General features: G+C 64.1%; 20 protein-coding genes. 13 read left to right on the top strand and 7 right to left on the bottom strand.

Features of this window, described 5'->3' with window-relative positions:
- The 7 genes from E4P09_RS21065 to E4P09_RS21035 all read right to left on the bottom strand — a co-directional run.
- A partial coding sequence (locus E4P09_RS21065) for a CaiB/BaiF CoA transferase family protein (RefSeq protein WP_137391591.1) occupies positions 1–1114 on the bottom strand: 1114 nt, incomplete at its 3' end.
- A gap of 241 nt (positions 1115–1355) precedes the next feature.
- Positions 1356–2636, bottom strand: a complete 1281-nt coding sequence (locus tag E4P09_RS21060; protein ID WP_205042219.1) for an amidase — start codon at positions 2634–2636, stop codon at positions 1356–1358.
- A 93-nt stretch (positions 2637–2729) separates the two neighbouring features.
- Complete coding sequence (locus tag E4P09_RS21055) at positions 2730–3449, bottom strand: ABC transporter ATP-binding protein (protein ID WP_137391589.1); 720 nt, start codon at positions 3447–3449, stop codon at positions 2730–2732.
- Positions 3446–4207 carry an ABC transporter ATP-binding protein gene (locus E4P09_RS21050; RefSeq protein WP_137391588.1) on the bottom strand — a complete coding sequence of 254 codons (762 nt, stop codon included), beginning with the start codon at positions 4205–4207 and terminating at the stop codon, positions 3446–3448. Before E4P09_RS21050 ends, E4P09_RS21055 begins: the two co-directional genes overlap by 4 nt.
- A gap of 1 nt (position 4208) precedes the next feature.
- Positions 4209–5102, bottom strand: a complete 894-nt coding sequence (locus E4P09_RS21045) for a branched-chain amino acid ABC transporter permease (protein WP_137391587.1) — start codon at positions 5100–5102, stop codon at positions 4209–4211.
- 4 nt (positions 5103–5106) lie between these two features.
- Entirely contained in the window at positions 5107–5982 is an 876-nt protein-coding gene (locus tag E4P09_RS21040; protein WP_137391586.1) for a branched-chain amino acid ABC transporter permease, read from the bottom strand.
- A gap of 21 nt (positions 5983–6003) precedes the next feature.
- The gene (locus E4P09_RS21035; protein WP_137391585.1) at positions 6004–7236 is read right to left on the bottom strand and encodes an ABC transporter substrate-binding protein; all 1233 of its coding nucleotides are present in this window, start codon (positions 7234–7236) and stop codon (positions 6004–6006) included.
- A gap of 386 nt (positions 7237–7622) precedes the next feature.
- Between E4P09_RS21035 and E4P09_RS21030 the strand changes: the two genes are divergently transcribed.
- The 13 genes from E4P09_RS21030 to E4P09_RS20970 all read left to right on the top strand — a co-directional run bounded on the left by E4P09_RS21030 (position 7623) and on the right by E4P09_RS20970 (position 24369).
- On the top strand, positions 7623–8516 hold the full coding sequence (locus E4P09_RS21030) for a GntR family transcriptional regulator (RefSeq protein ID WP_170984540.1): 894 nt from the start codon (positions 7623–7625) through the stop codon (positions 8514–8516).
- 485 nt (positions 8517–9001) lie between these two features.
- Positions 9002–9559 (top strand): TRAP transporter small permease, encoded by a 558-nt coding sequence (locus E4P09_RS21025; protein WP_170984539.1) that lies wholly within the window; start codon positions 9002–9004, stop codon positions 9557–9559.
- Complete coding sequence (locus E4P09_RS21020) at positions 9552–10859, top strand: TRAP transporter large permease (RefSeq protein ID WP_137391582.1); 1308 nt, start codon at positions 9552–9554, stop codon at positions 10857–10859. Before E4P09_RS21025 ends, E4P09_RS21020 begins: the two co-directional genes overlap by 8 nt.
- A gap of 28 nt (positions 10860–10887) precedes the next feature.
- The gene (locus E4P09_RS21015) at positions 10888–12006 is read left to right on the top strand and encodes a C4-dicarboxylate TRAP transporter substrate-binding protein (protein ID WP_137391581.1); all 1119 of its coding nucleotides are present in this window, start codon (positions 10888–10890) and stop codon (positions 12004–12006) included.
- 17 nt (positions 12007–12023) lie between these two features.
- Positions 12024–13502, top strand: coding sequence for an FAD-binding oxidoreductase (locus E4P09_RS21010; RefSeq protein ID WP_137391580.1), 1479 nt, complete (start codon positions 12024–12026; stop codon positions 13500–13502).
- A complete protein-coding gene (locus E4P09_RS21005; RefSeq protein WP_137391579.1) occupies positions 13499–14227 on the top strand; it encodes a FadR/GntR family transcriptional regulator in 729 nt (242 codons plus the stop codon). Before E4P09_RS21010 ends, E4P09_RS21005 begins: the two co-directional genes overlap by 4 nt.
- Positions 14228–14231: 4 nt before the next feature.
- Positions 14232–15203, top strand: a complete 972-nt coding sequence (locus E4P09_RS21000) for an aminopeptidase (protein WP_205042218.1) — start codon at positions 14232–14234, stop codon at positions 15201–15203.
- Positions 15204–15266: 63 nt separating this feature from the next.
- Positions 15267–17291 carry a hydantoinase/oxoprolinase family protein gene (locus E4P09_RS20995; RefSeq protein ID WP_170984538.1) on the top strand — a complete coding sequence of 675 codons (2025 nt, stop codon included), beginning with the start codon at positions 15267–15269 and terminating at the stop codon, positions 17289–17291.
- A gap of 2 nt (positions 17292–17293) precedes the next feature.
- Positions 17294–19372: a hydantoinase B/oxoprolinase family protein gene (locus tag E4P09_RS20990; RefSeq protein WP_137391577.1), complete on the top strand. Its 2079-nt coding sequence runs from the start codon at positions 17294–17296 to the stop codon at positions 19370–19372.
- A gap of 2 nt (positions 19373–19374) precedes the next feature.
- Entirely contained in the window at positions 19375–20784 is a 1410-nt protein-coding gene (locus E4P09_RS20985) for an FAD-dependent oxidoreductase (protein ID WP_137391576.1), read from the top strand.
- Complete coding sequence (locus tag E4P09_RS20980; protein ID WP_137391575.1) at positions 20781–22310, top strand: malonate--CoA ligase; 1530 nt, start codon at positions 20781–20783, stop codon at positions 22308–22310. Before E4P09_RS20985 ends, E4P09_RS20980 begins: the two co-directional genes overlap by 4 nt.
- A 123-nt stretch (positions 22311–22433) precedes the next feature.
- The gene (locus E4P09_RS20975; protein WP_137391574.1) at positions 22434–23330 is read left to right on the top strand and encodes a MurR/RpiR family transcriptional regulator; all 897 of its coding nucleotides are present in this window, start codon (positions 22434–22436) and stop codon (positions 23328–23330) included.
- Positions 23331–23406: 76 nt separating this feature from the next.
- Positions 23407–24369 carry an arginase family protein gene (locus E4P09_RS20970; RefSeq protein ID WP_137391573.1) on the top strand — a complete coding sequence of 321 codons (963 nt, stop codon included), beginning with the start codon at positions 23407–23409 and terminating at the stop codon, positions 24367–24369.
- Positions 24370–24398: the final 29 nt, after the last annotated feature.

Below are 24398 nucleotides of genomic sequence, written 5' to 3'. Positions count from 1 at the left end.
CCCGCGAAATCTTCACCGGGGTATCGGAAAACTTGACGGGAAAGCCGATGGTCTTGACCTCGCCGCGCTTGGAATGCTGCACCGTCGGCACGAGATCGCGCGCGATCACCTGCGGGTCCTTGTGCATGTCGGGCACGCGCAGGATGGGGCCTGCCGGCACCCCCGCCGCTTCGAACGCCGCCAGCCATTCGGCCGCGGGCTTCTGCTTGAACAGGGGCTCGAGCACCGCGTCCAAAGCCTCCTTGTTGGCCATGCGGTCCGTGTTCTCGCGGAAGCGCGGGTCCTCCGCCAGCTCGGGCGCGCCGAGGATCTTCACCATGCGCAGCCAGTTGGGCTGGCTCGCCGCGCCGACATTGATCCACGCGTCAGCGGCTTGATAGGCCTGATAGGGCGCGCTCAGCGGATGGGCGGAGCCCAGGGCGCCGGGGCAATCGCCGGTGGCGAAGGTGATCGCCGAGTGCCAGTAGGTGAAGATCACCCCGGCTTCCAGCAGCGAGGTGTCCACGAATTGGCCCTTGCCCGTGTTCTGGCGGGCATAGAGGGCCGCCACCACGCCCATCGCCGCCAGGATCCCGGCGGTGATATCGGTGACCGGCGGGCCCACCTTCACCGGTGGCCGCCCGGGACCCTCGCCGGTGATGCTCATGAGCCCGCTGATCCCCTGGGCGATGAGGTCGAACCCGCCGCGATGGGCATAGGGCCCGGTGCGGCCGAAGCCCGAGACCGCGCAGTAGATCAGCCGCGGGAACTCCTGGCTCAGGGTCTCCCAGCCCAGCCCCAGGCGGCTCATCGTGTCGTGCCGGTAGTTCTCCACCAGCACGTCCGCCCTGGCCAGCAAGCGCCGCAGGATGGCACGGCCGTCCTCGGTCTTGAGGTCGAGCGCGATGCCCCGCTTGTTGCGGTTCATCATCATGAAGGCGTGGCTGTCGGGATTGCCCGCCTCGTTCGGCATGGTGTCGCGCCTTGTATCGTCGCCATGGGGAATGCGCTCCACCTTGATCACATCGGCACCCATGTCGGCGAGCATCCGGCCGCAGGTCGGCCCGGCCATCACATGGGCGAGCTCGATCACGGTCACCCCCTTGAGCGGGCCGGTGGAAATATGCTGTGTCACTCACTGTCTCCGAAATCGTTTCCTGCCGTCACCGGCCTTTGAACGCGCTACCACACCGAGGGCCATCGCGAATGGCCTCGCCCACAGGGGAACCAGCAACTTGTAAGCGTTAGCTGCTTCCGAGACACGGCGGGACGGCCAGGGCGAACGCCTCCTTTCGCCCGGCGCCACTATCTTCAGCAACCAAGCAACAACCGAGAGCGGTTTCGCGATTCCGAGAAAAGCGAAACCGCTTTAGCGATCACACGTCCGAGGCACGGTTGCCGAGAATGGCCTCCAGGCAGCGCGCCCAATAGAGGAACGGGGCATCCTCGTTCACGAAGCCGATCGCCTGTAGGCCAATCGGCAGACCGTTCGGTCCGCGCGTCACCGGCAGGGTGATGGCTGGATTGTGCAGGATGGTCCACAGCCTGATGAAAACGTTGCTGCCGGTGGAGCTTGCGTCCGGCGCTTCACCCGGCGTTGCAGGACTGACGACGATGTCCACATCCCGCGCCACATCGTAGAAGGCGCGCCGGCAGGCATCCGCCTTGGACAGCACACGGCCGTAGTCGGCATCGCTGTAGGTGTCGCCGAGATCGAGGTACTCGATCAGCTCGGGGTCGCATTTGTCGAGATGATCGCGCCTGATCTCCCGGAACGAACGGGCGAGATCATAAGCCATGATCACATCGTGCTCCTCGGCCATCTCGTCGAACATCGCCGGAACGTCAAGCACGACCACCTTCACTCCGGCGGCGGAAAGCGCCCGCACATTGTCCTCGAAGATCTCTTGCACATAGGGCTCGGCGTTCTTCAGCTCGCGCGGCCGCCACACGCCCACCCGGAAATCTCGGCGTACCGGAATGGTAACGTCGAAGCGCGGATCGCCCATAGCTTCGCGCATCACCAGAGTGGTGTCCTCCACCGCCCGCGACAGCACGCCGATCGTGTCCAGTGGCCGCGAATAGCGCCGTAGCCCCGCATAGGGCAGCGTGTCGATGGTAGGCTTGTAGCCCACCACGCCGCAGAAGGTGGACGGCCGCACGATCGAGCCGCCGGTCTGGGTACCGAGCGACAAGGGGGTCATGAAATCGGCTACGGCAGCGGCCGACCCGGCTGAGGAAGCGCCAGGCGTGCGCGAGAGATCATGCGGGTTGCGGCACGGTCCCGGCAGCATGATCGAATGCCGCGACACCGTGTTCTTGCCCAGAATGGTGAAGCCCAGATCCCGCATCATGGTCACGACAGCCGCGTCGGTCTTCGGCTGGCGGCCGGGGAATATTTCGGGGTCGCCGAGCTCGGTCGGCATGTCGGCCGTGTCCATGATGTCCTTGATGCCGAGCGGCACGCCATCCACCGGTCCCTTGCGTGGGCCCCGGTCCACAACCCGAGCATGCTCCAGCGCCTTATCGGCAACCACATGGACCCAGGCCTTCACCTCCGGGTTGCGCTCTTCGATGCGCTCCAGGCAGGCCCGCGTCCACGCCTCGAAGGTGAGCTCACCCGCATCGATCGCCTTGAGCGCCTGGCAAGCGGTCATTGCAGCAATCTTGGAAGGTGCCGGTCGTGTCGATCTCGTCTGCTCTTTCATTTGCGCTGCTGTACTCATAGGAATTCTCCCGTCGGTTGTTATTCAGTGATGCGCCCGAGCGTCCTTGTTGCCGAGATAAAGCTCGGACATTTGCTCGTTTTCGAGCAGGGCCCTTCCCGTATCGGTCAGCACGATGCGGCCGGAATCGAGGATATAGCCGCGGTCGCTGAACGAGAGCGCTTGCCGAGCCCGCTGTTCCACCATGAGTACCGCCGCACCCGTCGCGGGCAGCTTCTGCACCTCGGCAAAGACTTGCGCGGTGAGGGATGGCGACAGCGCGGCCGAGGGCTCATCCAGCAGAATGAGCCGCGGGCTCGACATCAGGGCGCGGGCAAAGGCGAGCTGCTGGCGCTCACCGCCGGAAAGGTTGCCCGCCTGCATGCGCCGCCGGCCGGCGAGCGCCGGAAACAGCTCATACATCAGGCCGATGCGCTCGGCCCGGTTCTTCACATGCTCGACCACCAGCAGGTTTTCATGCACCGTGAGGGCGCCGAACACGTTCAGCACCTGTGGCACATAAGAGATGCCGGTGCTGACCCGCTTCTCGACTGGCAGCCTGGTCAGCTCCTGCCCGTCGAAGACGATCGATCCGGAGATCCGCTTCAACAGCCCCATGATCGCTTTGATCACGGTGGACTTGCCGGCACCGTTCGTGCCGGCAATGGTGACGATCTCGCGCGCCTCGACATACATGTCGATGCCGGTGACGATGTCCACGTCCGTATAGCCGGCGGCAACGCCCTCAAGCCTGAGGAGGCTCATATCACGCCTCCCATATAGGCCTCGCGCACGTGCCGGTCGGCCAGCACCTCATCAGGCGTGCCTTCCGCGATAATGCGGCCGCGGTCCATGGCGTAGATCTTCGGCACCAGCCGCGACAGGCCTGCCAAGTCGTGCTCGATGATGAACAGGGTGATGCCGCGCTGGTTGAGCTCGAGGATCCGCTGGGAGATCTCCTGAATCAGCACTGGATTGACCCCGGCAAATGGTTCATCCAGCAGGATGCAGCTCGGCTCCAGCATCAGGAGGCGGCCCAGCTCCAACAGCTTCTTCTGCCCGCCGGACAAGGTGCCCGCGGGCGCATCGGCCACCCGGCTGAGGTTGAGGAACCTCATCATCTCTCGCGCACGCTCGGCCAGCTCCGCCTCCTGGCGGGCCACCTTTGGTGCCGCGAACACCAGACCGAACAGGCTTTCTCCCACCTGGTGCGGCGCCGCCGCCATCAGGTTGTGGAACACGCTGAGCCGGCCGAACTCGCGCGGCACCTGGAAGGTGCGGGCAAGCCCGCGCTGCACCCGATGCTCGATCGAGAGCTCCGATACATCCTCACCGGCAAAGTGCACGCTGCCGGAATGGGTGCGGATATAACCGGTGACTGCGGAGAACAATGTGCTCTTGCCGGCGCCGTTGGTGCCGATCAGACCCACCAGCGCGCCACGTTCGAGCTCGATGGACACATCCTCGAAGGCGGTGAAAGCCCCGAACCGCGCCGTGAGATTGCGTACCGCAAGGAAGCTCATCTCAGCGAGCTCCCGTCGTCTTGTCGGCGAACAAGCCCTGCGGCCGGTACAGCACCGTCAGGATCAGGGCCATGCCGATGATCCAGAACCGGACGCTCGCCAGCTGCACCTCGGACACGCCGCCAACGAAATCGCGCATGAAGCGCGAGCCCTCGAGAAAGGTGAGCAGGATCACGGTGCCGACGATGATGCCGCTGATGCGGCCAGCGCCACCCAGGATAATGGCGATCCAGACATAGAAGGTGATCAATGGAACGAATTGCTCGGGGCTGATGAAGGTGACGTAATGGGCCTGGAACGCGCCGGCGAGACCCGCCAGGGCCGAGCCCAGCATGAGCGAGCGCGTCTTGAACGAGGTCGGATCCTTGCCCAGGGCCCGCACTGCGACCTCGTTGTCACGGATGGAGGCGATGATACGGCCGAACGGGCTGTGGATCAGATATCGCATCATCGCGAATACACCCACATTGACGGCCAGCAGTAGCGCAAGCAGGGTGAGGTCGCCGGAACCGGTGCCCGCCCAATCGGTGAACAGGCGCGGCAAACCGGGAATGCCATGCACCCCGCGCGTGAGCCATTCCTCCTTCTGCAGCACCATGCGCACCGATTCCGAAAACCCAAGCGTTATGATGGCGAGATAGTCGCCGCCAAGCCGCAGGGTCACCTTGCCCAAAGGGTAAGCGGCGAGCGCCGGCAGGACGGTGGCGGCGATGAGGCACAGGGGCAGCGGCACGCCCTTCAGCGACAGAAGCGCGGACGTGTAGGCGCCGATCGCGAAGAAGCCGACATAGCCGAAATTGATCAGCCCGGTGAAGCCATATTGCAAGGCCAACCCGCTGGCCATCAGCATGTAGATCAGAATGCTGATCGATATGGCGACGAGATAGAATTCCATGGGGTCACCGTACCGCGCGGATGGTGCCGAACATGCCTTGCGGCCGCACCAGCAGCACACAAAGGATGACCAGGAAGGCCAGCACGATCTTGTAGGAAGAGCCCACGTAGAGCGACGCGACCTCTTGCGAGATCCCGAACAGGATCATGCCACAGACCGCGCCGAGAGGGCTGCCGATGCCGCCGAGGATCACGGAGGCAAATATCGGCAGCAGCAGCTCCCATCCCAGCTCGGGAATGACCACGGCCTTCATCCCCAGCAGGAAGCCGCCCAAGCCGCAGAACAACCCCACGATGGTAAAGAGTGTGATCATCACCCGGCGCGCGCTGATGCCACTGGCGCGCGCCAGCTCCGGGTTGTCGGCCACCGCCCGCATGCGCCGGCCCAGCGCCGTGAAGTGAAGCATGGCGAACACCGCGGCCAGGGCGGTTAGCGCCGCCCCGGCGATATAGAGATCCGTGGGCAGCACCCGGATGCCGTTGAAGTTCCACGCCCGCACCAATGGCGCGTCGATATTGTATTGTGACTGGCCTGCGAAGAAGGTGATGGAGCTGCGGACCACGAAGGCAATGCCGATGGAGACGATGAGGCTCGCCACTGGAGAACGGGAAGCAAGCGCCCGGAACACCCATCCATAGAAGAACAATGCCAGCAGGGCGGTGGCGAGCGACGCCGCGGCGGCGCTCACGATCAACGGTGCGGACAGTGCCGCTTGCGCCGCAACGGCCGTATACGCCCCGAAGGTCATGTAGTCGCCGGTGGCGGCGTTCGGGAACCGCGCAATGCCGAACACCAGCGTTACCGCTAGCGCGGGCAGCGCGAGCAGTAGCCCGACCACCGCGCCGTTGATCGCCGCGTTCGCAATGGGAACGAACTCCATGGCCGGTCGCCCGATCGCCCCTTACGCTTCAAGCTTCATGACGTCTTTCAGGACGACTTTGCCGTCGACGAATTCGAACACGCCGAAATCAGGCGTGGTATTGCCGAAAGAGCCGAATTCCAGCGAGGATGAAGCGCCCTCATAATCGATCTCCTCGCCCTTCTTGATCAGGTCGCGACCTTCAACAAAGGTGCTCACCTTGGTGCCCGGCGCGTTGGTCACAGAGCGGATCTTGCTGGCAATCTCGGGCGATTTGGCATCCGGGCCCGCAAGCTCCATGGCCAGCGCCAGGGTGATCACCATGTCATAGGCTGCCGCCGCGAACATCTCCGGCTCCCTGCCGGTCTTTGCCTTGAACGCGTCGACAAACACCTGATAAGCCTCGTTGGCGCTTGCCGGCACGTTGGACACCGTGATGATGCCGGAGGTGATGTCCGGCCCGAGCGTGTCGCCCACGGCCTGGGTCACCGAATAGCCCGGCGCGATGAACTTGCACTCCTGCCCGGTCTGGTACCATTCCTTTAAAAGGATGGTGACATCGGGCGAATAGGAGCTCAGGCTGACGATGTCGGGGTTCTTGGAGAGCACACGGTCGAGTTCTGTGCGGTAGCTGGTCTGGTTCGGCTCATAGACCACGAACTCGGCGATCTCTCCGCCGCCGTCCTCCCAGGCCTTCTTAAAGTAGTTCGCCTGGGCCAGCATGGTGGAGTTGTTGTAGGCCAGGATGCCTGGCCGCTTGAAGCCGCGGGCTCGCGCGATTTGCGCGAAGGCCCTGCCGATGATGGCATTGGACGCATAGAACTGCCAGACCAGGTCCAGCTTGTCCTCGGTCTCGATCTCCGGTGCCCCGCAGGTGTTCAATGACAGGATTTCCGCGGCATTGGTGATCGGCAGGGTCGCAAGCTGTACCGACGATGACCAGATGCCGACCACCGCCTCGACCCGGGTGATGTCGACCAGCTTCTTCACCGCGAGCACGGCGGCATCCGGCTTGGTCTGGTCGTCCTCGGCGAAGACCTGGAACGGCCGGCCGGCAGCGCCGCCCGCATTGTTCACTTCGGCAACCGCGATTTGGATGGCCTCGAGCATCCCCGGGCCATAGACACCGCCCGCACCGGTGATCGAGTTGAGCGCCCCGAGCTTGAATGGCTCGCCAGTGGCGGCAACGCCGAGACCTGGCAAGGCCGTGCTCAGAGCTAGCCCGGCTGCAAGCTTGCCGAACTGACGGCGATTAGCGACGAGATAACCTGACATGATCCTCTCCCCTGTTCAGACCGCCCGGCACGGGGCAGGTCGGAAACCCTTCTGGGCTGCGCAAGACTCTTCCATCACGGCAGCCGCTCATCGGGTCACCGTGTTGATCAGCTCTCAGCTGTCTTGGGATTGTTGATGCGGTTATGGATTCAGGTGCGGGAAATGGCCGGCAGGACCACCGGGCTTCCTCGCTCGTGCTCGCGCCACCGATATGGGGCGCCACACGCCTCGCTAGCGCGCCTCCCTATCCACTCCCGGCAATCCGCCCCTTCGTCATTAGGCTCGTTGAAACGTCCCCTTCGCTTGTGTGGCAATTAGAAATACATAATTATGAATTGTCAATTGCCTTTGTGCGGCACTGGATTGAGAATGCGCGAAGTGTGAGAATGGCGGCGCTGACCAGCGCCAGAAACCATGACGTGCATGCTTTGCCGTCGTCGGGCCAATGCAGCTTGAAGGATGGCCAAGGGTCCGCTAATCCGCATGTGAATGACGGCAGCGGCGCGGGAGAACGCAGTTTGAACGAGCACCCAATATCCAAGAAGGTGAAGCGAACCGAACGGGTTGGCACCCGGTCTGCGCAAACCGCCGCGCCGCGAAGGATTGCCCGCGCCACTCTTCACGAACAGGTCGCGGAACGCCTTCGCGACATGATTCTCGTCGATGAGCTAGCGCCAGGCCAGATCGTGCCGGAAATGCAGCTCTGCGATGCACTCGGCATCTCGCGCACCCCCTTGCGGGAGGCGCTCAAGGTGCTCGCCTCCGAGAACCTGGTTGAGCTGTTGCCCGGCAAAGGCGCGGTGGTCGCCTCCCCCGATGCGAATGACGTGATGGGCATGCTTTATGCTATCGGCGCCATCGAAGGCGCAGCTGCAGAGCTTGCGTGTCAAAACATCACCGCGCGCGAGTTGAACGAAATCCAAAGCCTGCACGATCGCATGCTCGCCTATCACAGATCCGGCGAACGCCTGAAATACTTCGAGATCAATCAACGCATTCACAAGAAAGTCGTCGCTGCAAGCAAGAACAATTTTCTGATTGATCTCCACAACAAGCTGAACATGCGCGTGCGCCGCATGCGGTATATCAGCAATTCGCAGCCTGAATGGTGGGATCAGGCCGTCATCGAGCACCAGCAGATCCTGGACGCCCTGCGCGACCGCGACTCACGCAGACTGGCAGACCTGCTGCGCTCTCACATGGCCGGCTCGTGGCAGGACGTGAAGGGGATCCTCGGCGCCGCGAGCAGCGGAGTTGTAACCCCCTACCGCCATAACTGATCAGCTTTCAGGACCAGGCTGGGAGAGGCCCCTCCAGCACTATTATCCAGGTGGAGACACGATAGAGGGACCGTAGCCTTGACGGCCGCGGCGCCGCATCGGTTCGGCTGACGCGCCGGCGCGTCTGAGGAAGGAGAGATTCAGTCCGGAGGCGCTTACCCTGCGTCTTCGCCCGTCAGGCGCAACCCGATCGGCACCATCGTCTCGGCGGAACTGCGCTCCAACCGGTGTGGCGGGCTTGCTCGTGACAAAAAATCAATTCTACTTGTCAGGCAACCTGACTTCCATTAGCCTGCTCTTATCAACGAGCGTTTTGGCGCTGCCGGGCCTCATCTTGAGCCCGACGGCAACCGGGATCCTCCGGGGTTGTCGGGATGTGTGCGTCCGGAGACAGGGGGCGCGCAGCTTTTCGAGCCAAGACGATCTCCCGTTGCCGTGCCCGCTGGCCCGGCACCCCACCATTCGGGCACCGCGAAGGAGCGAGCGTGGCGCAAGCAGAACGATGGCTGGACCGATTGATCTTCCTGTCGCTGTTGGCTGGAAGCATCGGCCTTGCCCTGATGATGCTTCACATCACGGTCGATGTCGCTCTCCGTTATTTCTTCCGGATCGCGCTGGTCGGGACGATCGAGATCGTCTCCTATTACTACATGATCGCCGTGGTCTTCCTTCCTTTGGCCTTCGTGGAACGGAAGAGCGAGCATATCGAAGTCGAGTTGTTCGTGCAGTACATGCCGATCAAGGCACGGAACGCCTTCTACATCTTTGGCCGCGTCGCTGCGATCGTCTTCTTTGCGATGCTCGCCTATCAGAGCTGGCAAGATGCGATTCAATATACCCGCATCGGGGAGGAGCCGATGGGACTTGAGCTTCCGATCTGGCCCTCCCGCTGGATCCTGCCCATAAGCTTCGGCCTGCTGGTGCTGGCGCTCGTTCTGCACACCATTAAAGGCATCATCAACTTCGCGGCCGAGAAACCGCAAGGCGACGGTCCGGCCTTTGCGCGTGACGCGTCACCGGAGGAAGCGCTCGTCCATGAGTAGCCTGGCGATCGGCTGGGTTGCGTTGGCCGCGGCCCTTCTGCTCATGGCGGGCGGCGTCCCCATCGGGGTCGCCATGGGCCTGGTCTCGTTCATCGGCATATGGGCGATTGCCAGCGATGTTGCGGCTTGGGGTATGCTCAAGGCCATCCCCTACAATTTCGCGGGAAGCTGGGATCTCACCGCCATTCCCATGTTTTTGCTCATGGGCTTCATCGCGGCCAATGCCGGGCTGACGGCCGGGTTGTTCCGCGCCATGCGGATCTTGCTGTGGCGACTGCCGGGTGGCTTGGCTTGCGCGAGCGTTGGCGCGTGCGCCCTGTTCTCGGCCGTCTCCGGATCAAGCGTTGCCACTGCCGCGGCCATGGCGAAGATCACGGTGCCGGAAATGCTGCGCGCCCGCTATCAGCCGGCGCTCGCCACCGGCGTGGTCGCCTCGGCCGGAACCCTTGGCAGCCTTATCCCGCCCAGCGTGATCCTCGTCCTCTACGGCATCTTCGCCGAGGTGTCGATCGGCGCCCTGTTCGTTGCGGCCGTGATCCCGGGCCTGCTTTCCGCCCTGGTGTTCATGCTGCTGATCATTACGAGGGTGAGCATCAATCCCTCGCTTGCCCCGCGCACGGACGAACATTTCAGCCGGGCGGAGAAGCTGGAGGCCGTCCGCGAGGTATGGCCGCTGCCGGTGCTGATCATCGGCGTGATCGGCGGCATCATGCTCGGCATCTTCACGCCCACGGAAGCGGGCGGCGTCGGCGCCTTCCTCACCCTGGTCATCGCTGCGACCCGCGGCACCGTCAATGCCGGCATGCTGAAGCGCGCCTGTTTCCAGACCCTGGCCAGCACGTCGTCCATCTTCATCCTGATCATCGGCACGGCGCTGCTGACACGGCTCATGGCCATGTCGGGCGTGCCGGACATGCTGGCGGAATACCTGCTGGGCTGGGGCTCCGGACCGATCTTCGCCATCCTGTGCGCGACGGTGCTCTACCTGATCCTGGGCTGCTTCCTTGATCCGATCGGCATTCTGATGCTGACACTGCCGATCCTGCTGCCGATCCTGCGCGAGGCGGACGTGAACCTGATCTGGTTTGGCATCCTGGCGACCAAGCTTCTGGAGATCGGGCTGGTGACCCCACCGGTCGGGCTCAACGTCTACGTGATCAAGGGCACACTCGGAGGCCTCGTCCCGCTCCACACCATCTTTCGCGGCATTGGCGGGTTCGTGGCAGCCGATCTCGTTACGCTGACCATGCTGATCGCCTTTCCCGCGATCACGCTGTTTCTGCCAACGCTGATGCGCTGAACGTGCCAATAAAGAGGAGGGCGAACCGATGAGAATAATGAGAACGACACTCCTGGCCGCTTTGCTTGGTGCAGCCTGGACCACACCAGTACTTTCCGAAGAATATACTGCGAACACCTACATGCCCGATACCCAGCCGCTGGGCAAGTTCGGCTATATCGACTTCGCCAAGGACATCGCCAAGGTCAGCAATGGCGAGATCACGTTCAAGGTGTTCCTGGGCGGCGTGCTGGTGCCGCCGCGCGCCTCACTGTCGGCGATTGGCGACAATATCGCTCAGCTCGGCTATTTCGCCGGCACCTATACGCCGAAGGAATTGCCGGTGGCCAATCTCGTGGCGTCGCTGGCCTTCGAGAGCACCGACATGGTGGCGCAAGTGCTGGCGGTGACGGAATTCAGCTTCACCAATGAAGCACAGCTCAAGGAATGGAAGGACAACAAGGTGGTGTTCGGCGGTGGTTTCAGCACCCCGCCCTATAACCTGTTCTGCACGACGGAGGTCAAGACGCTGGCCGATATGGCCGGGAAGCGGGTGCGGATGCCGGGCGGCGTCTACGAGCGCTGGGCACGGTTCGTCGGCGCGACGCCGGTCAATATCAGCTCCAATGAGATGTATACGGGCCTGGAGAAGGGCGCGCTGGACTGCGCGGGCAATTCCAACGACGCGCTGAAGTCGCACAGCCTGTGGGAGGTGGCCAAGTTCGCCAACATGGTGCGGGCCGGCGTCTATTTCTCCGGCGCGATGTATGGCTTGAACCCCGGGTTCTGGGCTGGTCTGACACCCGAGCAACGCAAAGTCATGCTCGACACGATGGCGGTGCACGTGGTGCGCACCACCCTCGGCTATGAGAAGGAGAACGAAGAGATCCTCGCCTGGGCCCAGGAGAAGGGGGTCAAGGTGGTCGAGCCTGCGGAAGACCTCAAGGCCAAGACGGCAGAATTCATCAGTGAAGACCGTAAGGCGCAAGTCAGCGGACCCGGCGCGATGGAGGGTGCGCAAGCCATCATCGACGACTATCTCCGCATCCTCAACCGCTGGACCGAGCTTCTGAAGACCATCGACCGCAAGGACGAAACCCAGGTGGTCGCTCTGCTGAAGAAGGAGGTCTATGACAAGCTCGACCCAGCCACCTATGGCGTGCAGTGACAGGACCGCTCGCGTCCATGGCTGACCCGGAGTTCATCGTGTCGAACGGAAGCTTCATAGCGGACGTGACCCGCATCGTCGGCGAGGAGAACTGCCTCACCGACCCTGCGGCGCAGGTCCCCTACCTGTCCGACTTCCGGGGTCTCTATCATGGGCGCGCGGCGGCGGTGGTGAAGCCGTCCGACACCGTGCAGGTGGCCGAGGTGGTCACCCTGTGCGGCCGGCGCGGTCGGCCGATCGTTCCGCGCGGCGGTAACACGGGGCTGTGCGGCGGCACGGCCCCCTCAGCCCAGGAAGACGGCATCATCTTGAGCCTTGAGCGGATGAACCGGGTCCGCTCGCACGATCTGGTCAACAATACCATCACAGTGGAAGCAGGCTGCATCCTGCAGGTATTGCAGGGTAAGGCAACAGCGCTGAAGCGCCATTTCCCGCTCAGCCTGGGAGCCGAGGGCTCCTGCCAGATCGGCGGCAATATCGCGACCAATGCGGGCGGCACGGCTGTGCTGCGTTACGGCAATATGCGTGAGCTGGTGCTGGGGCTGGAGGTCGTCCTGCCTTCCGGCCAAATTCTCAGCGACCTGCGCGGTCTACGGAAGAACAACACCGGCTACGATCTCAAGCAGCTGTTCGTCGGTTCGGAAGGGACGCTCGGCATCATCACCGCAGCGACGCTGAAGCTGTTCCCGGAACGGCGCCAGACGGAGAGCGCCTTGGTGGCTGTGGCCGATCTGAACGCCGTGCTCACGCTCTACGCGGACGTGCGGGACCAGGCGGATGAATTCCTCACCGCCTTCGAGCTGCTGCCGCGCAACGGCATCGAGATGGCGCTGGCTTATGTGCCTGGGCTGGAGGATCCGCTGGAGCAGCAGTCGTCCTGGTACGTGCTCATCGAATTGTCGTCGAGCCAGACGGCTGTACCGCTGCGGCCGGTGATCGAGGACATCCTGGCATCCAATTTCGCAGCGGAACGCGTTCTTGATGGGACTATCGCCGTCAGCACGCGCGAGGCGCAGATGTTCTGGCGTATCCGCGAGGCCTGCGTCGAGGCCCAGCGGCTAGCCGGGCCAAGCTTCAAGCACGACGTGTCGATGCCGCTCAACATGATCCCCCGCTTCATCGAAAGTGCCACGGCCGAGATCGGCCGGCGCTTTCCGGCAGTCGAGGTGGTGGCGTTCGGCCACGTAGGGGACGGCAACATTCACTTCAACATCTGCTGCGGCCGGGAGCAGAGCCCGGACGACTTCTTCGAGCTCGCCAAGCCGGTTGAGACCATTGTCTATGATCAGGTTGCCGCGGTGGGCGGAAGCTTCAGCGCGGAACATGGCGTGGGTTTGCTGAAGCGCGATGCGCTCATCCGCTACGGTGCGGCCGATGCCGTGGAGATGATGGCCTGCATCAAGCGGCTGCTCGACCCCGGCAATATTCTCAATCCCGGCAAAGTGCTGGCTTTGGGGTCTGGCGGCAGCAAAATCGACGAGAGGTCCTGCGCATGACCATGGGCCTCAACAGGGGGCGGCTTTTGGCTGACCAGATCGCCGATGTGTTACGGCAGGAAATCCTGGCCGGCACGCGCGAGCCTGGCAGCAAATTGCCCACCGAGCAGCAAATGGCTGACATGTTTGGCGTGAGCCGCGCGGCCATCCGCGAGGCCGTATCTCGGCTGAAGCAGGATGGGCTGGTGCAATCGCGGCAGGGCCTCGGCGCCTTCGTTAGCGAAACCGGCGCGAGCACCGCCTTTCGGATCGAAGGGGAGAGACTCGACCGACATGAGCTCGCGCTGATCTTCGAGCTGCGCCGGCCGCTGGAGGTCGAGGCAGCCGGCCTGGCCGCCAGCCGTCGGACCAAGGCCCACCTGAAACAGATGAGGGAAGCGATGGCGCAGATGGCCAAGGCCATCGAGCTTGGCGCGGATGGGTCGCAGTCGGATGCGCGCTTCCACCGGTCGATCGCGGAAGCCTCTGCCAATCACTACTTCATCGAGTTCATGTCCTTCCTGGAAGGCAGCGTGCGCGGAGCGATCGCTACCGCCCGGCAGAACACCGCGCGCTATCCCGGCCTCGGCACTACGGTGGAAAAAGAGCATGAGGCGGTCTTCCTCGCCATCGAGGCAGGCGACGAGGCGCGCGCTCGCGATGCCATGTTCTCCCATCTCAGCAACGCTGCCGCCCGGCTGGACCTGCAGCCGAAGAAGGGCGCACAGGCACGCGCGAAAAGGTGAAGCGATGATATCCACAGCGCTCAAGATACCCAATGCCCGCAAAGTGGTGCAGCTGTTGGGCGGCTGCACCGCCGAGACCCAGCTTCTGATCCTCTGCGATGCACTCACCGCCGGGAATGTGGAGCCGCTGGTGCTGGCGGCGACCGAGGTAGGTGCGCACCCGATCACCATGCAAATGATGCCCTCATCCCACCATGGGTCGGCGTTGGCCCCGGCCATAGCCGCAGCCATGGCCGCAAGCGAGCTGATCATTGGCGCGACCGTGCGAAACATTGCCCATACTGAGGCACGCCGCAATGCCCAGGCCAAGGGCGCAAGAGTGATCGTCTTGCCGGAATCGAGCGACGAGAACTTCTTCCTCGCGTCGGGCTGGCAAGTGGATTTCGAGGCCTTACGCCCGCAGATCGATGCACTCGCCCATGCTTTGACCGAGGCATCCACCGCACGCGTGGTCTCGGACCTGGGGACCGACATCACCATGAGCCTGGCCGGGCGGCGCGGGCGGTCGCTGAACGGCTTTGCCAATACTGTCGACATTTCCGCGGGCTATTGCCTGGAAGCGAGCATCGCGCCGGTGGAGGGCACGGCCAACGGGCGCATCGTGGTGAATGCCAGCATTCCCGGGGTGGCGCTGATCGAGAGCGCGCCGGTGGAGATCACCTTCCGCGACGGGCTGGCGGTCTCGATCGAAGGCGGCCGGGAGGCCAAGCTGTTCCGCGAGCTCCTGGAGAGCTTCGATGATCCCAATGTTTACAATCTGGGCGAACTCGGGTTGGGCATGAATCCGATGTGCACGCTGGATGGCACCATGCTCAGCGATGAGAGCGTGTGGGGCGGATTCCAGCTGGCGCTCGGCACCAGCGCCTATATCGGCGGCACCTGCAAGGCGGCCGCCCATTACGACACGGTGTTGACCGAGGCCACGCTCGAATTGGACGGCAAGGCGGTCTTTTCAGGCAACCGGCTGCTGATCTGACCGGGCGAAACTTTCATGACATCACGGCCGGTCTGCCGGCCGGGACAGGGGAGCGATGTTGGTATGAGTTGGATTGGAATAGATGTGGGCGGCACGTTCACCGATGCGGTCGCCTATGACGCCGCGCGCGGCGAATTGCGGTCGGAAAAGGCGCCGACCACGCCCCATGCGCCGCAGGAAGGAGTGCTTGCCGCGCTCAACCGTCTGGGCATCGAGCTTGCGCAGGCCGAGCGCCTGATCCACGGACTGACGCTGGCGACCAACACGGTGCTGGAGCGCAAGGGCGCCGATGTATGGGTCATCACCAATCGCGGCTTTCGCGATACGCTGGAGATCGCCCGCACCAACCGCCCGGTGCTCTACAACATCAAGACGCTGAAGGCCGCGCCTCTGGTGCCGCGCAGCCGGATCCTCGAGATCGACGAACGCACGCTGCGGGATGGAACCGTGTTGCGCGACGTTCCCAGGGACGAGCTTCAGGAGATCATCGCGAAGCTGCGTGCGGTGGATGCGATGGCGGTAGCGGTATGCCTGCTGCACAGCTATGCCAATCCTGCGAGCGAGCGGAAGATTGCGCAGGCCATCGAGGAGGCTTTGCCGGGTTGCTTCGTGACGACGTCGGCGGATGTGCTGCCGGAATTCCGCGAATACGAGCGCTACTCGACCGCGGTGCTCAACGCCTATACCGGTCCGCGGGTGAGCCGCTATCTCGCATCGCTCGACGGCGCCCTGAGCCAGCGCGGCTATGGCAAGCCGGTGTTCATCATGACCTCCAATGGCGGCGTGTTCACCGGCGAGCGCGCGGCACGCTTTCCCGTCAATACCATCCTCTCCGGCCCGGCCGGCGGCGTTGCCGCCTCGGTGTCGCTGGGGGAAGCCATCGGCATCCGCAACCTGATCACCTATGACATGGGTGGCACCAGCACCGATGTCTGCCTGTTGGAAGACCTGCAGGTGCCGCTCACCAACGAGCAGTTCATATCGGACTTCCCCAATCGCACCCCGCAGATCGAGATCAATACAGTGGGCGCCGGCGGCGGTTCCATTGCCTGGCTGGACAGCGGTCCCATTCTGAAAGTGGGGCCACAGAGCGCCGGGGCGCAGCCGGGGCCGGCCTGCTATGACCGCGGCGGCACGGAGCCGACGGTGACGGACGCCAATGTGGTGATGGCGCGCATCGATCCCGAGGGCCTCCTGGCCGGCACGGTGCGGCTGCGGCCCGACCTGGCGGAGGCGGCGGTCGACCGGCTTGCGGCCAAGATGGAGGGCGTGACGCGCCTGTCCCTGGCCGAAGGCATCGTGCGCATTGCGGTTGCACGCATGGTGAGCGCGATCAAGGAGATCTCGATCGGCATGGGCTATGACCCGCGCGACTTCGCTCTGCTCGCCTATGGGGGCGCCGGTCCCCTGCATGCCGCCTTTATTGCGGAGGAGCTGGAGATCCCGAAGGTGGTCGTTCCGCCAAACCCGGGCAATTTCTCGGCCTACGGTGCAATCCTCTCCGACGTCCGGCACGATTATGTGCGCACCCGTCCACTGCCGCTGGTGGCCGAGAATGTGCCGGAGATGGAGACGATCTTCGGCGAGATGGAGGCGGAAGGCGCTGCCGGGCTTGCGGCCGAATCGATCGAGTCGAGCTCGGTGCAGATGCGGCGCGCCTGTGGCCTGCGCTATGTCGGCCAGTCGTGGGAGCTGGTGGTCGAGCTGCCGGACGGCCCTATCGATCTGGCGCAATATGCGAAGGCCTTCCATCAGGCGCACGAGCAGCGCTATGGCCATTCGGCTGAGGGCGATCCGCTGGAAATCGTGAATTTCCGTCTGGCGGTGATTGGCGTCATGTCCAAGCCGATGCTGCCGGAATGGCATGTGCAAGGTACCCTTGCCGCTGCGTGCACTAGCGAGCGCAAGGTGCTGTTCGACGGCGCGTTCCAGTCCACGCCCGTCTACGACCGCACGAAGCTGCCGGCGAACGCTGCCTTCGCCGGCCCGGCGATCGTGGAGGAATCCGGATCGGTCACCGTGGTGCCGCCGGGTTGGCACTGCACGGTCGAGCGATTTGGGGTTCTCATTCTGGCAAAGGGGCAGTGATCATGGACCAGAGGGTAACAGGCATGGTTGACCCCATCACGCTGGAGGTGGTGACCGAGGGCTTGATCGCCATCGTGCGCGAGATGCGCGCCAATGTGGTGCGCACGTCCTATTCCGCGGCGGTCTACGAGCTCGACGATTTCTCCTGCGCCCTGTTCAGCGTGGATGCGGAATTGGTGGCGCAATATAACGACCTGCCGAGCCATATCATCCCCATGCCCTGGGGCGTGCGCTGCGTGATGGAGGATTTGGGCGACGACCTCGCGCCGGGCGATGTCATCCTGTTCAACGACAGCTATAGGGGCGGCACGCATCTCAACGACGTGACGGTGCTGATCCCCATGTTCGTGGATGGCGAGCTGTTCATGTTCCCCGGCGTGCGCACCCATTGGGCCGATGTGGGCGGCATGGTGCCGGGCAGCTATTCCGGCGCAGCGCAGAGCATCTTCCAAGAGGGTGTGCGCATTCCGCCGCTCAAGCTTTATGACCGGGGCAAGCTGAACAAGGCGGCACAAGACCTGGTGCTCTGCAATATGCGCATTCCGCAGGAGCGCCTGGGTGATCTCAACTCGCAGATCGGCGCCTGCCGCATTGCCGAGAACCGCATCCGCAAGATGATCGACAAATACGGGAAGGAGACGGTCAAGACCTGCATCAACCTCAATCTCGACCGGGCCGAGCGGCGCATGCGCGAGCGCATCTCCGCGTTGCCGGATGGCGACTATTACTACGAGGACTATCTCGAATATTATGATGACGGCGTGTTCGACCCGGTGCTGATGAAGCTGAAGCTGACGATCCGCGGCGACGAGATCGTGGCGGATTTCGCCGGCTCCAACCCGCAGGTGCCGGGCCCGGTGAATTCATCGCTGGCGGTGGCCGGTGCCGGCGTGTTCGTGGCGCTCAAGGCGACGCTCGACCCGGGCGGCGCCGTGAATGGCGGCTCGTTTCGGCCGATCAGCTTCACCGCACCGGCGGCCTCGATCGTGGACGTGAAGCCGGATGCGCCGGCCGGGGCGCATGCGGAGGTGCGCAAGCGCTCACTCTCGGTCATGCTGGGGGCCCTCTCGCAGGTGGCGCTGGAGCGCGTGTCCGGCGACCTGTGCGGTACCTCCTTTCCCAACAATATGGGCGGCTATCACACCGGGCATAAGCGCAACTACGTCTATATCGAGGTGCCGGCGGGCGGTAACGGAGGCTTTGCCGAGCATGACGGCTCGTCAGCCTTCGTGAATGTGGACCACGGCAATGTGCGCTCCATCGAGACGGTGGAGAACCTGGAGGCGACCATTCCCTTCATGGTCGAGCGCCTGGAGCTGCGCACGGATTCCGGCGGCGAGGGCATGAGCCGCGGCGGGCTCGGCATGCATCGCGCGCTGCGCCTCATGGATGAGGAGGCGGAATATTCGGTGCTCAGCGACCGTGCCGTGATCCCGCCCTATGGCATGGCACGGGCCCATGCCTCGCACCAGGTGCGCGCCACCATTTACCGCGACGGCGTCGAGCGGCCCCTTGCGACCCCGGGCAAGACCACCGGCTTGAAGCTGCAGCAGGGCGACGTCGTCGTCATGGAATCGGCCGGTGGCGGCGGTTATGGCGATCCACTGCGGCGCGATCCGGAGAAGGTGCGCGCCGATGTGGCGCTAGGCTATGTCTCGGTGGAGCGGGCGCGGGATCGTTATGGTGTGATCCTGACGGCGGCCGGTGAGGTCGACATGGAGGCGACAGTGCAGCGCCGGGCCGAAATCGCCGCCAGGCGTTTGCTGGTGAAGGTGCACGCCGACGAGACCAACCCTTACGAGGGCCGCCGCGGACGCCACCGCACCCTGCGTCTTTCACCGGCGCAGAGCGCTGCCTTTGGTGCATCCGATGGTGCCCTGATCGAGCTGCATGGCCGCAACCCTGCCCCGCTCAGAGCTTGGGCCAAGGTGGTCACGGACGCAAATGAGGAGACCATACCGCTGGACGCGTTCGGCCGCCGTGTTCTCGGTATCGCGGCTGGCGATGCGGTGGAGCTGCGTGTGCTATCCATGCCGCCTATTCCCGGCGGCTTGGCCACCGGCCCGCGCACAAGGCACTAATCATGTCTTCCACGCGCAGCCTTTGGCTAGACGAGGCATTGGCGGAGGAGACAGATCCTCCGCTGGCGCTCGAGGGCGACACGAAGGCAGACGTCTGTATCGTCGGCGGCGGCTTCACAGGTCTTTGGACCGTCATCGCCATCAAGACGCTGCGACCCGCAACGGATGTGGTGCTGCTGGAGGCGGACCTATGCGGCAGCGGGGCCAGCGGCCGCAATGGCGGCTTCATGCTGACCTGGGCGGCGAAATTCCTGACCCTGGTCAAGATGGTGGGCGGGCAGGACGCCCGACGCATCATCGAAATGGGCGAGTCATCCGTGCCCGAGGTCGGCCGCTTCTGCACCGAGCACGGGATTGACGCCCACTTCCGCCGCGATGGCTGGCTTTGGACAGCCAGCAACCCCGAGCAGGTGGGTTCCTGGCGCTCCACGCAGGAGGCGCTCGAGCGCTATGGGCTTCCGCTGTTCCAGCCGCTTTCACCGGAGGAGGTGCAGCAGCGCAGCGGATCGCGCCGGCAGCTGGCGGGAACCTTGTTGCCGAATGCGGCGACGATCCACCCGGCGCGGTTGGCACGAGGCCTCAAGCGCGTGGCGATCAGCAAGGGTGTGCGCATCTACGAAAAATCACCCATGACAAAGCTGGTGCGCGGCGCGGCGCCGCAGGTGGTCACCCCCCGCGGCACGGTCAGGCCTGAGCGCGTGGGCTTGGCGATGAATGCCTGGAGCGGCCTCATCCCGGAGCTTGCCCCCCTCATGGTGGTGGTGGGCAGCGATATCGTCGCAACCGCCCCCTGCCCCGAGATCCTGGCCAAATCCGAGCTGCGTAACGGCATTGCCATTTCGGACTCGCGCCTGTTCACGAACTACTATCGCTCCACCCTCGACGGCCGCATGGTGTTCGGCAAGGGCGGCGGCGCCTTCGCTTTCGGCCGCAAGCTGGGCAACCTTTACGAAGGCCCCTCCCCGTTCCGCGACCAGGTGCGGCAGACCATGGAGTGGTTCTATCCAGAGCTGCGGCAGGTGCCGGACGCCAAGAGCTGGTCCGGCCCGATCGACCGCACTATGACCGGCCTGCCGCTGTTCGGCCATTTGGCCGGCCAGCCCAATATTGCCTATGCCTTCGGCTATTCCGGCAATGGCGTGGGACCGAGCCATCTTGGCGGCCGCATCCTGGCCTCGCTCAGCCTCGGGCTCGATGACGACTATGCGCGGCTGCCGCTGGTGGACTACAAAGCCGAACGTTTCCCGCCCGAACCCTTCCGCTATGTCGGCGCCCGTGTTATTCGCGCTGCACTGGCCAGGAAGGAGGCTGCCGAAGACGCCGGCCGCGCCCCTGCCAGGCTTGATGTCGCGTTGGCGGCGCTGATGCCAGGCGGGCTGGTTCCGGTGAAAACGAAAGACGGATCGCAATGAGTTCCGATGGCAATCTCTACACGCTGCTCGAGAAACGGTTCCTGGAGGCCGGCGACAGTCCGGCCTTCACGGTGCCGGGGCGGGTGGGCCTGTCCTATGCGGGCCTGCTGGACAAGGTGGGCCGCTATGCCAATGCCCTGCGCGAGCTCGACATTCGGCCTGGCGACCGGGTGACCGTGCAGGTGGAGAAGTCGCTCGCCAATGTGGCGCTCTATCTCGCGGTGATGAAGGTGGGCGCGGTGTACCAGCCGCTGAATACCGCCTATACCACGGCTGAGGTGGACTATTTCGTCGGCGATGCCGAGCCGCGGCTGATCGTGGCCGACCCGGTGCGCCGCGCCGCCATGGACGAGCTTGCCGACAAGCACGGCGTGCCGGCGGTGGAGACCCTGGATGCGCAGGGCGAGGGCACTCTGGCCGAACTCGCGGCCGGTATGCCTGTGGCCGCCGAGACCACCCCGCGCGCGGGCGACGACCTTGCCGGCCTGCTCTATACCTCGGGCACCACCGGGCGCTCAAAGGGCGCCATGCTCACCCATCGCAACCTGTCCTCCAATGCGCTCACGCTGAAGGACCTGTGGGCGTTCGCGCCGGGCGACGTGCTGCTGCACGCCCTGCCCATCTTCCATGTGCATGGGCTCTATGTGGCGTTGAACACCGCCTTCCTGAACCGCTCCGAGATCATCTGGCTTGCCAGGTTCGACGCGGACCAGGTGATCGCCCAGCTGCCACGGGCCACCGTGATGATGGGGGTGCCGACCTTCTACACCCGGCTGCTCGCCCATTCGGGGTTCAACCACGACGTCTGCCGCAACATGCGCCTGTTCATCTCGGGCTCGGCGCCGCTGCTGGCCGAGACGCACCGGCAGTTCGCGGCGGTGACCGGACACGAGATCCTCGAACGCTACGGCATGACCGAATGCGGCATGATCACCTCCAACCCCTATCATGGCGAGCGGGTGCCCGGCACGGTGGGCTTCGCCCTGCCCGAGGTCAAGGTGCGCATCGCCGACGCGCAAGGCCGCCCCGTGGCGCCGGGCGAGGTGGGCATGCTGGAGACCGACGGCCCGAACCGGTTCAAGGGCTATTGGCGCATGCCGGAAAAGACCGCGGAGGAGATCAGGCCGGACGGGTTCTTCATCACCGGCGACCTCGCCACCATGGATGAGCAAGGCCGGGTGACCATCGTCGGCCGCGGCAAGGATCTCATTATCAGCGGTGGCTTCAACGTCTACCCGAAGGAGGTGGAAACCGAGCTTGATCAGCTTACCGGAATCGAGGAATCCGCGGTCATCGGCGTGCCTCATCCCGATTTCGGCGAAGCGGTGGTGGCGGTGGTGACGCTCAAGCCGAACGCGTCGGTTGACGAGCCGACAGTGATCGGCCAGCTGGCCCAGCGGCTGGCCAAGTTCAAGGTGCCGAAGCGGGTGCTGATGGTCAACGAGCTGCCGCGCAACACCATGGGCAAGGTGCAGAAGGCTGAGCTGCGCAAGCAGTATGGCGATCTGCTCAAGATTGAGACCTGAGCAGGCTCAGCGATATTCAGCGGACGGTGAAGTCTATCAGATGGACCGGGCCCCGCCCAGGTCGTCAACACCTGCAATGAAACAGATGTTGACTCTCTGCGGTATGGATATACCATCTGTTTCATGAGTGGGGCACAGCTGACCGAACGCATCAAGTCAGAGTTCGACCGGATGCCGGCGCAGATGCAGTCGGCCGCGCGCTTCATCTTGGAAAATCCAAGCGAAGTGGCTTTGCTGTCGATGCGCGAACAAGCCCGTCTCGCCAGCGTTCCTCCCGCTACCATGACCAGGCTTGCCCAGCGGCTGGGCCTGTCCGGCTATGACGAGTTGAAGGCCATTTTCGCTGACAACATGCGCGACAGCGCGGCCTGGTTCAGCGGACGCGCGGAGGGCATGCTCTCGAGGCGGGAGAAGCTCGGCGAAAAAGGCCTCGTTTCCGCAATGGCCGAGAGCCTGTCGGGCTATATCTCGGCGCTTGCCAGCCCCAAGGCGACGGCCAGCTTCATTGCGGCTGCCGACTGCCTGTCCAAGGCAGAACGGATCCTGTGCATCGGCGCGCGCGCTTCTTTTCCCGTGGCTTACCAGTTCAGCTACGTGCAGAGCTATTTCTGGGACCGCGCCATGCTCCTGGATGGTCCTGGCAATATCGGTCTTGATCCCTTGCGGCGCGCGCGGCCGAACGATGTGCTATTCGCGGTCAGCTTCGACCCCTATGCCCTGAGCACCATCGAGGCGGTGGAACTTGCCGCGCGCGCGGGCGTCCCGGTGGTCGCGATCACCGACAGCGAGCTGTCCGTCATCGGCAGGCTGGCAACCGTTCCCATCATCGTTCCGGTGCGCTCGCCCTCGTTCTTCGACACGATCTCCCCGGCGTTCGCCGCCGCCGAAATTCTCATGGCGCTGCTGGCGAGCCGCCTCGGGTCATCCGTGCCCGACATCGTGCGCCAGCGCGAGCAGGGGCTCACCGCCGCCGGCGTCTGGTTGAGCGGGACCAGACCCGCCAACGAGAAGGAGCCTTAGGCTCAGAAATTTCCTAGCATAGAGGGCGTCGGCTGCACCGCTCCCGCCCTTCCCGTCGAGAGAAGAGGTACCAGTGATGACCGAACCCCGTTATGCCGCCAACCTCCCCAGCGTCGGGCTCTGTACATTCTTCCGCTCCCCTCCGCATGAAGATCTGGCGACCCTCGATACCGACATCGCCTTTCTCGGCATCCCCTATGATTGCGGCATCGGCTTCCGGCCGGGCACCCGCTTCGGCCCGCGCGACATGCGTACCATGTCGGTGCGCTATTCCGCCTGGGGCGGGCACAAGCCCAACGGCTACTGGGACGTGAACCAGCGCAAGCGCTTCCTCAAGGGCGTGCGAATGGCCGATTGCGGCGACGTCGACATCGCCTATTACGATTTTGAGACCAACCGCCGCAACATCACGTCCAGCATCGAGAGGATTCTCGACCGCGGCGCCTTTCCAGTGCTGATCGGCGGCGATCATTCCGTCACCTTCCCCAATGTCTGTGCCTTCTCGCGTTTCGGTCCGCTCGATATCGTCCACATCGACGCGCATATGGACTGGCGCGACGAGATTGGCGGGGTGAAATTCGCCAATGCCAGCCCGCTGCGGCGCTCGAAGGAGCTGCCCTTCGTGCGCAACATGGTGCATCTCGGCATTCGCGACGTGCGCACCAGCGACGACCAGATCGCGGACGCGGAAGCAGCCGGCGCCATGGTGTTCACCCGCGAGGCCATCCGCGAGCTGGGGCCTGACGCGGTGCTGGAACGCTTCCCGAAATTGGGCAATACTTTCGTCACGATCGACATCGACGGCCTGTGCCCGTCCATTGCTCCCGGCACCGGCTCGCCGACGGCGGACGGCCTGCTCTACCACGAGGTCCGCAAGATCCTGCAGGGGGTGGCGGCACGGTCGAATATCGTCGGCTTCGACCTGGTGGAGGTGAACCCGATGGTCGACGAGCATGGCCGGACGAGCCTGCTCGCCAGCACGCTTATTCTTGAATTCCTCGGTGCCATCTTCGCGTCGCGCGGCATCGGGGTCGAGTAAGAAGAAGAACATCTCGCCAAGCATGAGAA

Source organism: Rhodoligotrophos defluvii, assembly GCF_005281615.1.
Lineage (GTDB): Bacteria > Pseudomonadota > Alphaproteobacteria > Rhizobiales > Im1 > Rhodoligotrophos > Rhodoligotrophos defluvii.
This window is presented reverse-complemented; position numbering and strand designations above follow the sequence as displayed.

Excerpts from the sequence above, each read along its gene's own strand:
- E4P09_RS21060 (WP_205042219.1), bottom strand. The coding sequence starts at position 2,636 with ATGACCGCTTGCCAGGCGCTCAAGGCGATCGATGCGGGTGAGCTCACC.
- E4P09_RS21055 (WP_137391589.1), bottom strand. The coding sequence starts at position 3,449 with ATGAGCCTCCTCAGGCTTGAGGGCGTTGCCGCCGGCTATACGGACGTG.
- E4P09_RS21050 (WP_137391588.1), bottom strand. The coding sequence starts at position 4,207 with ATGAGCTTCCTTGCGGTACGCAATCTCACGGCGCGGTTCGGGGCTTTC.
- E4P09_RS21045 (WP_137391587.1), bottom strand. The coding sequence starts at position 5,102 with ATGGAATTCTATCTCGTCGCCATATCGATCAGCATTCTGATCTACATG.
- E4P09_RS21040 (WP_137391586.1), bottom strand. The coding sequence starts at position 5,982 with ATGGAGTTCGTTCCCATTGCGAACGCGGCGATCAACGGCGCGGTGGTC.
- E4P09_RS21035 (WP_137391585.1), bottom strand. The coding sequence starts at position 7,236 with ATGTCAGGTTATCTCGTCGCTAATCGCCGTCAGTTCGGCAAGCTTGCA.
- E4P09_RS21030 (WP_170984540.1), top strand. The coding sequence starts at position 7,623 with ATGGCGGCGCTGACCAGCGCCAGAAACCATGACGTGCATGCTTTGCCG.
- E4P09_RS21020 (WP_137391582.1), top strand. The coding sequence starts at position 9,552 with ATGAGTAGCCTGGCGATCGGCTGGGTTGCGTTGGCCGCGGCCCTTCTG.
- E4P09_RS21015 (WP_137391581.1), top strand. The coding sequence starts at position 10,888 with ATGAGAATAATGAGAACGACACTCCTGGCCGCTTTGCTTGGTGCAGCC.
- E4P09_RS21010 (WP_137391580.1), top strand. The coding sequence starts at position 12,024 with ATGGCTGACCCGGAGTTCATCGTGTCGAACGGAAGCTTCATAGCGGAC.
- E4P09_RS21005 (WP_137391579.1), top strand. The coding sequence starts at position 13,499 with ATGACCATGGGCCTCAACAGGGGGCGGCTTTTGGCTGACCAGATCGCC.
- E4P09_RS21000 (WP_205042218.1), top strand. The coding sequence starts at position 14,232 with ATGATATCCACAGCGCTCAAGATACCCAATGCCCGCAAAGTGGTGCAG.
- E4P09_RS20995 (WP_170984538.1), top strand. The coding sequence starts at position 15,267 with ATGAGTTGGATTGGAATAGATGTGGGCGGCACGTTCACCGATGCGGTC.
- E4P09_RS20990 (WP_137391577.1), top strand. The coding sequence starts at position 17,294 with ATGGACCAGAGGGTAACAGGCATGGTTGACCCCATCACGCTGGAGGTG.
- E4P09_RS20985 (WP_137391576.1), top strand. The coding sequence starts at position 19,375 with ATGTCTTCCACGCGCAGCCTTTGGCTAGACGAGGCATTGGCGGAGGAG.
- E4P09_RS20980 (WP_137391575.1), top strand. The coding sequence starts at position 20,781 with ATGAGTTCCGATGGCAATCTCTACACGCTGCTCGAGAAACGGTTCCTG.
- E4P09_RS20975 (WP_137391574.1), top strand. The coding sequence starts at position 22,434 with ATGAGTGGGGCACAGCTGACCGAACGCATCAAGTCAGAGTTCGACCGG.
- E4P09_RS20970 (WP_137391573.1), top strand. The coding sequence starts at position 23,407 with ATGACCGAACCCCGTTATGCCGCCAACCTCCCCAGCGTCGGGCTCTGT.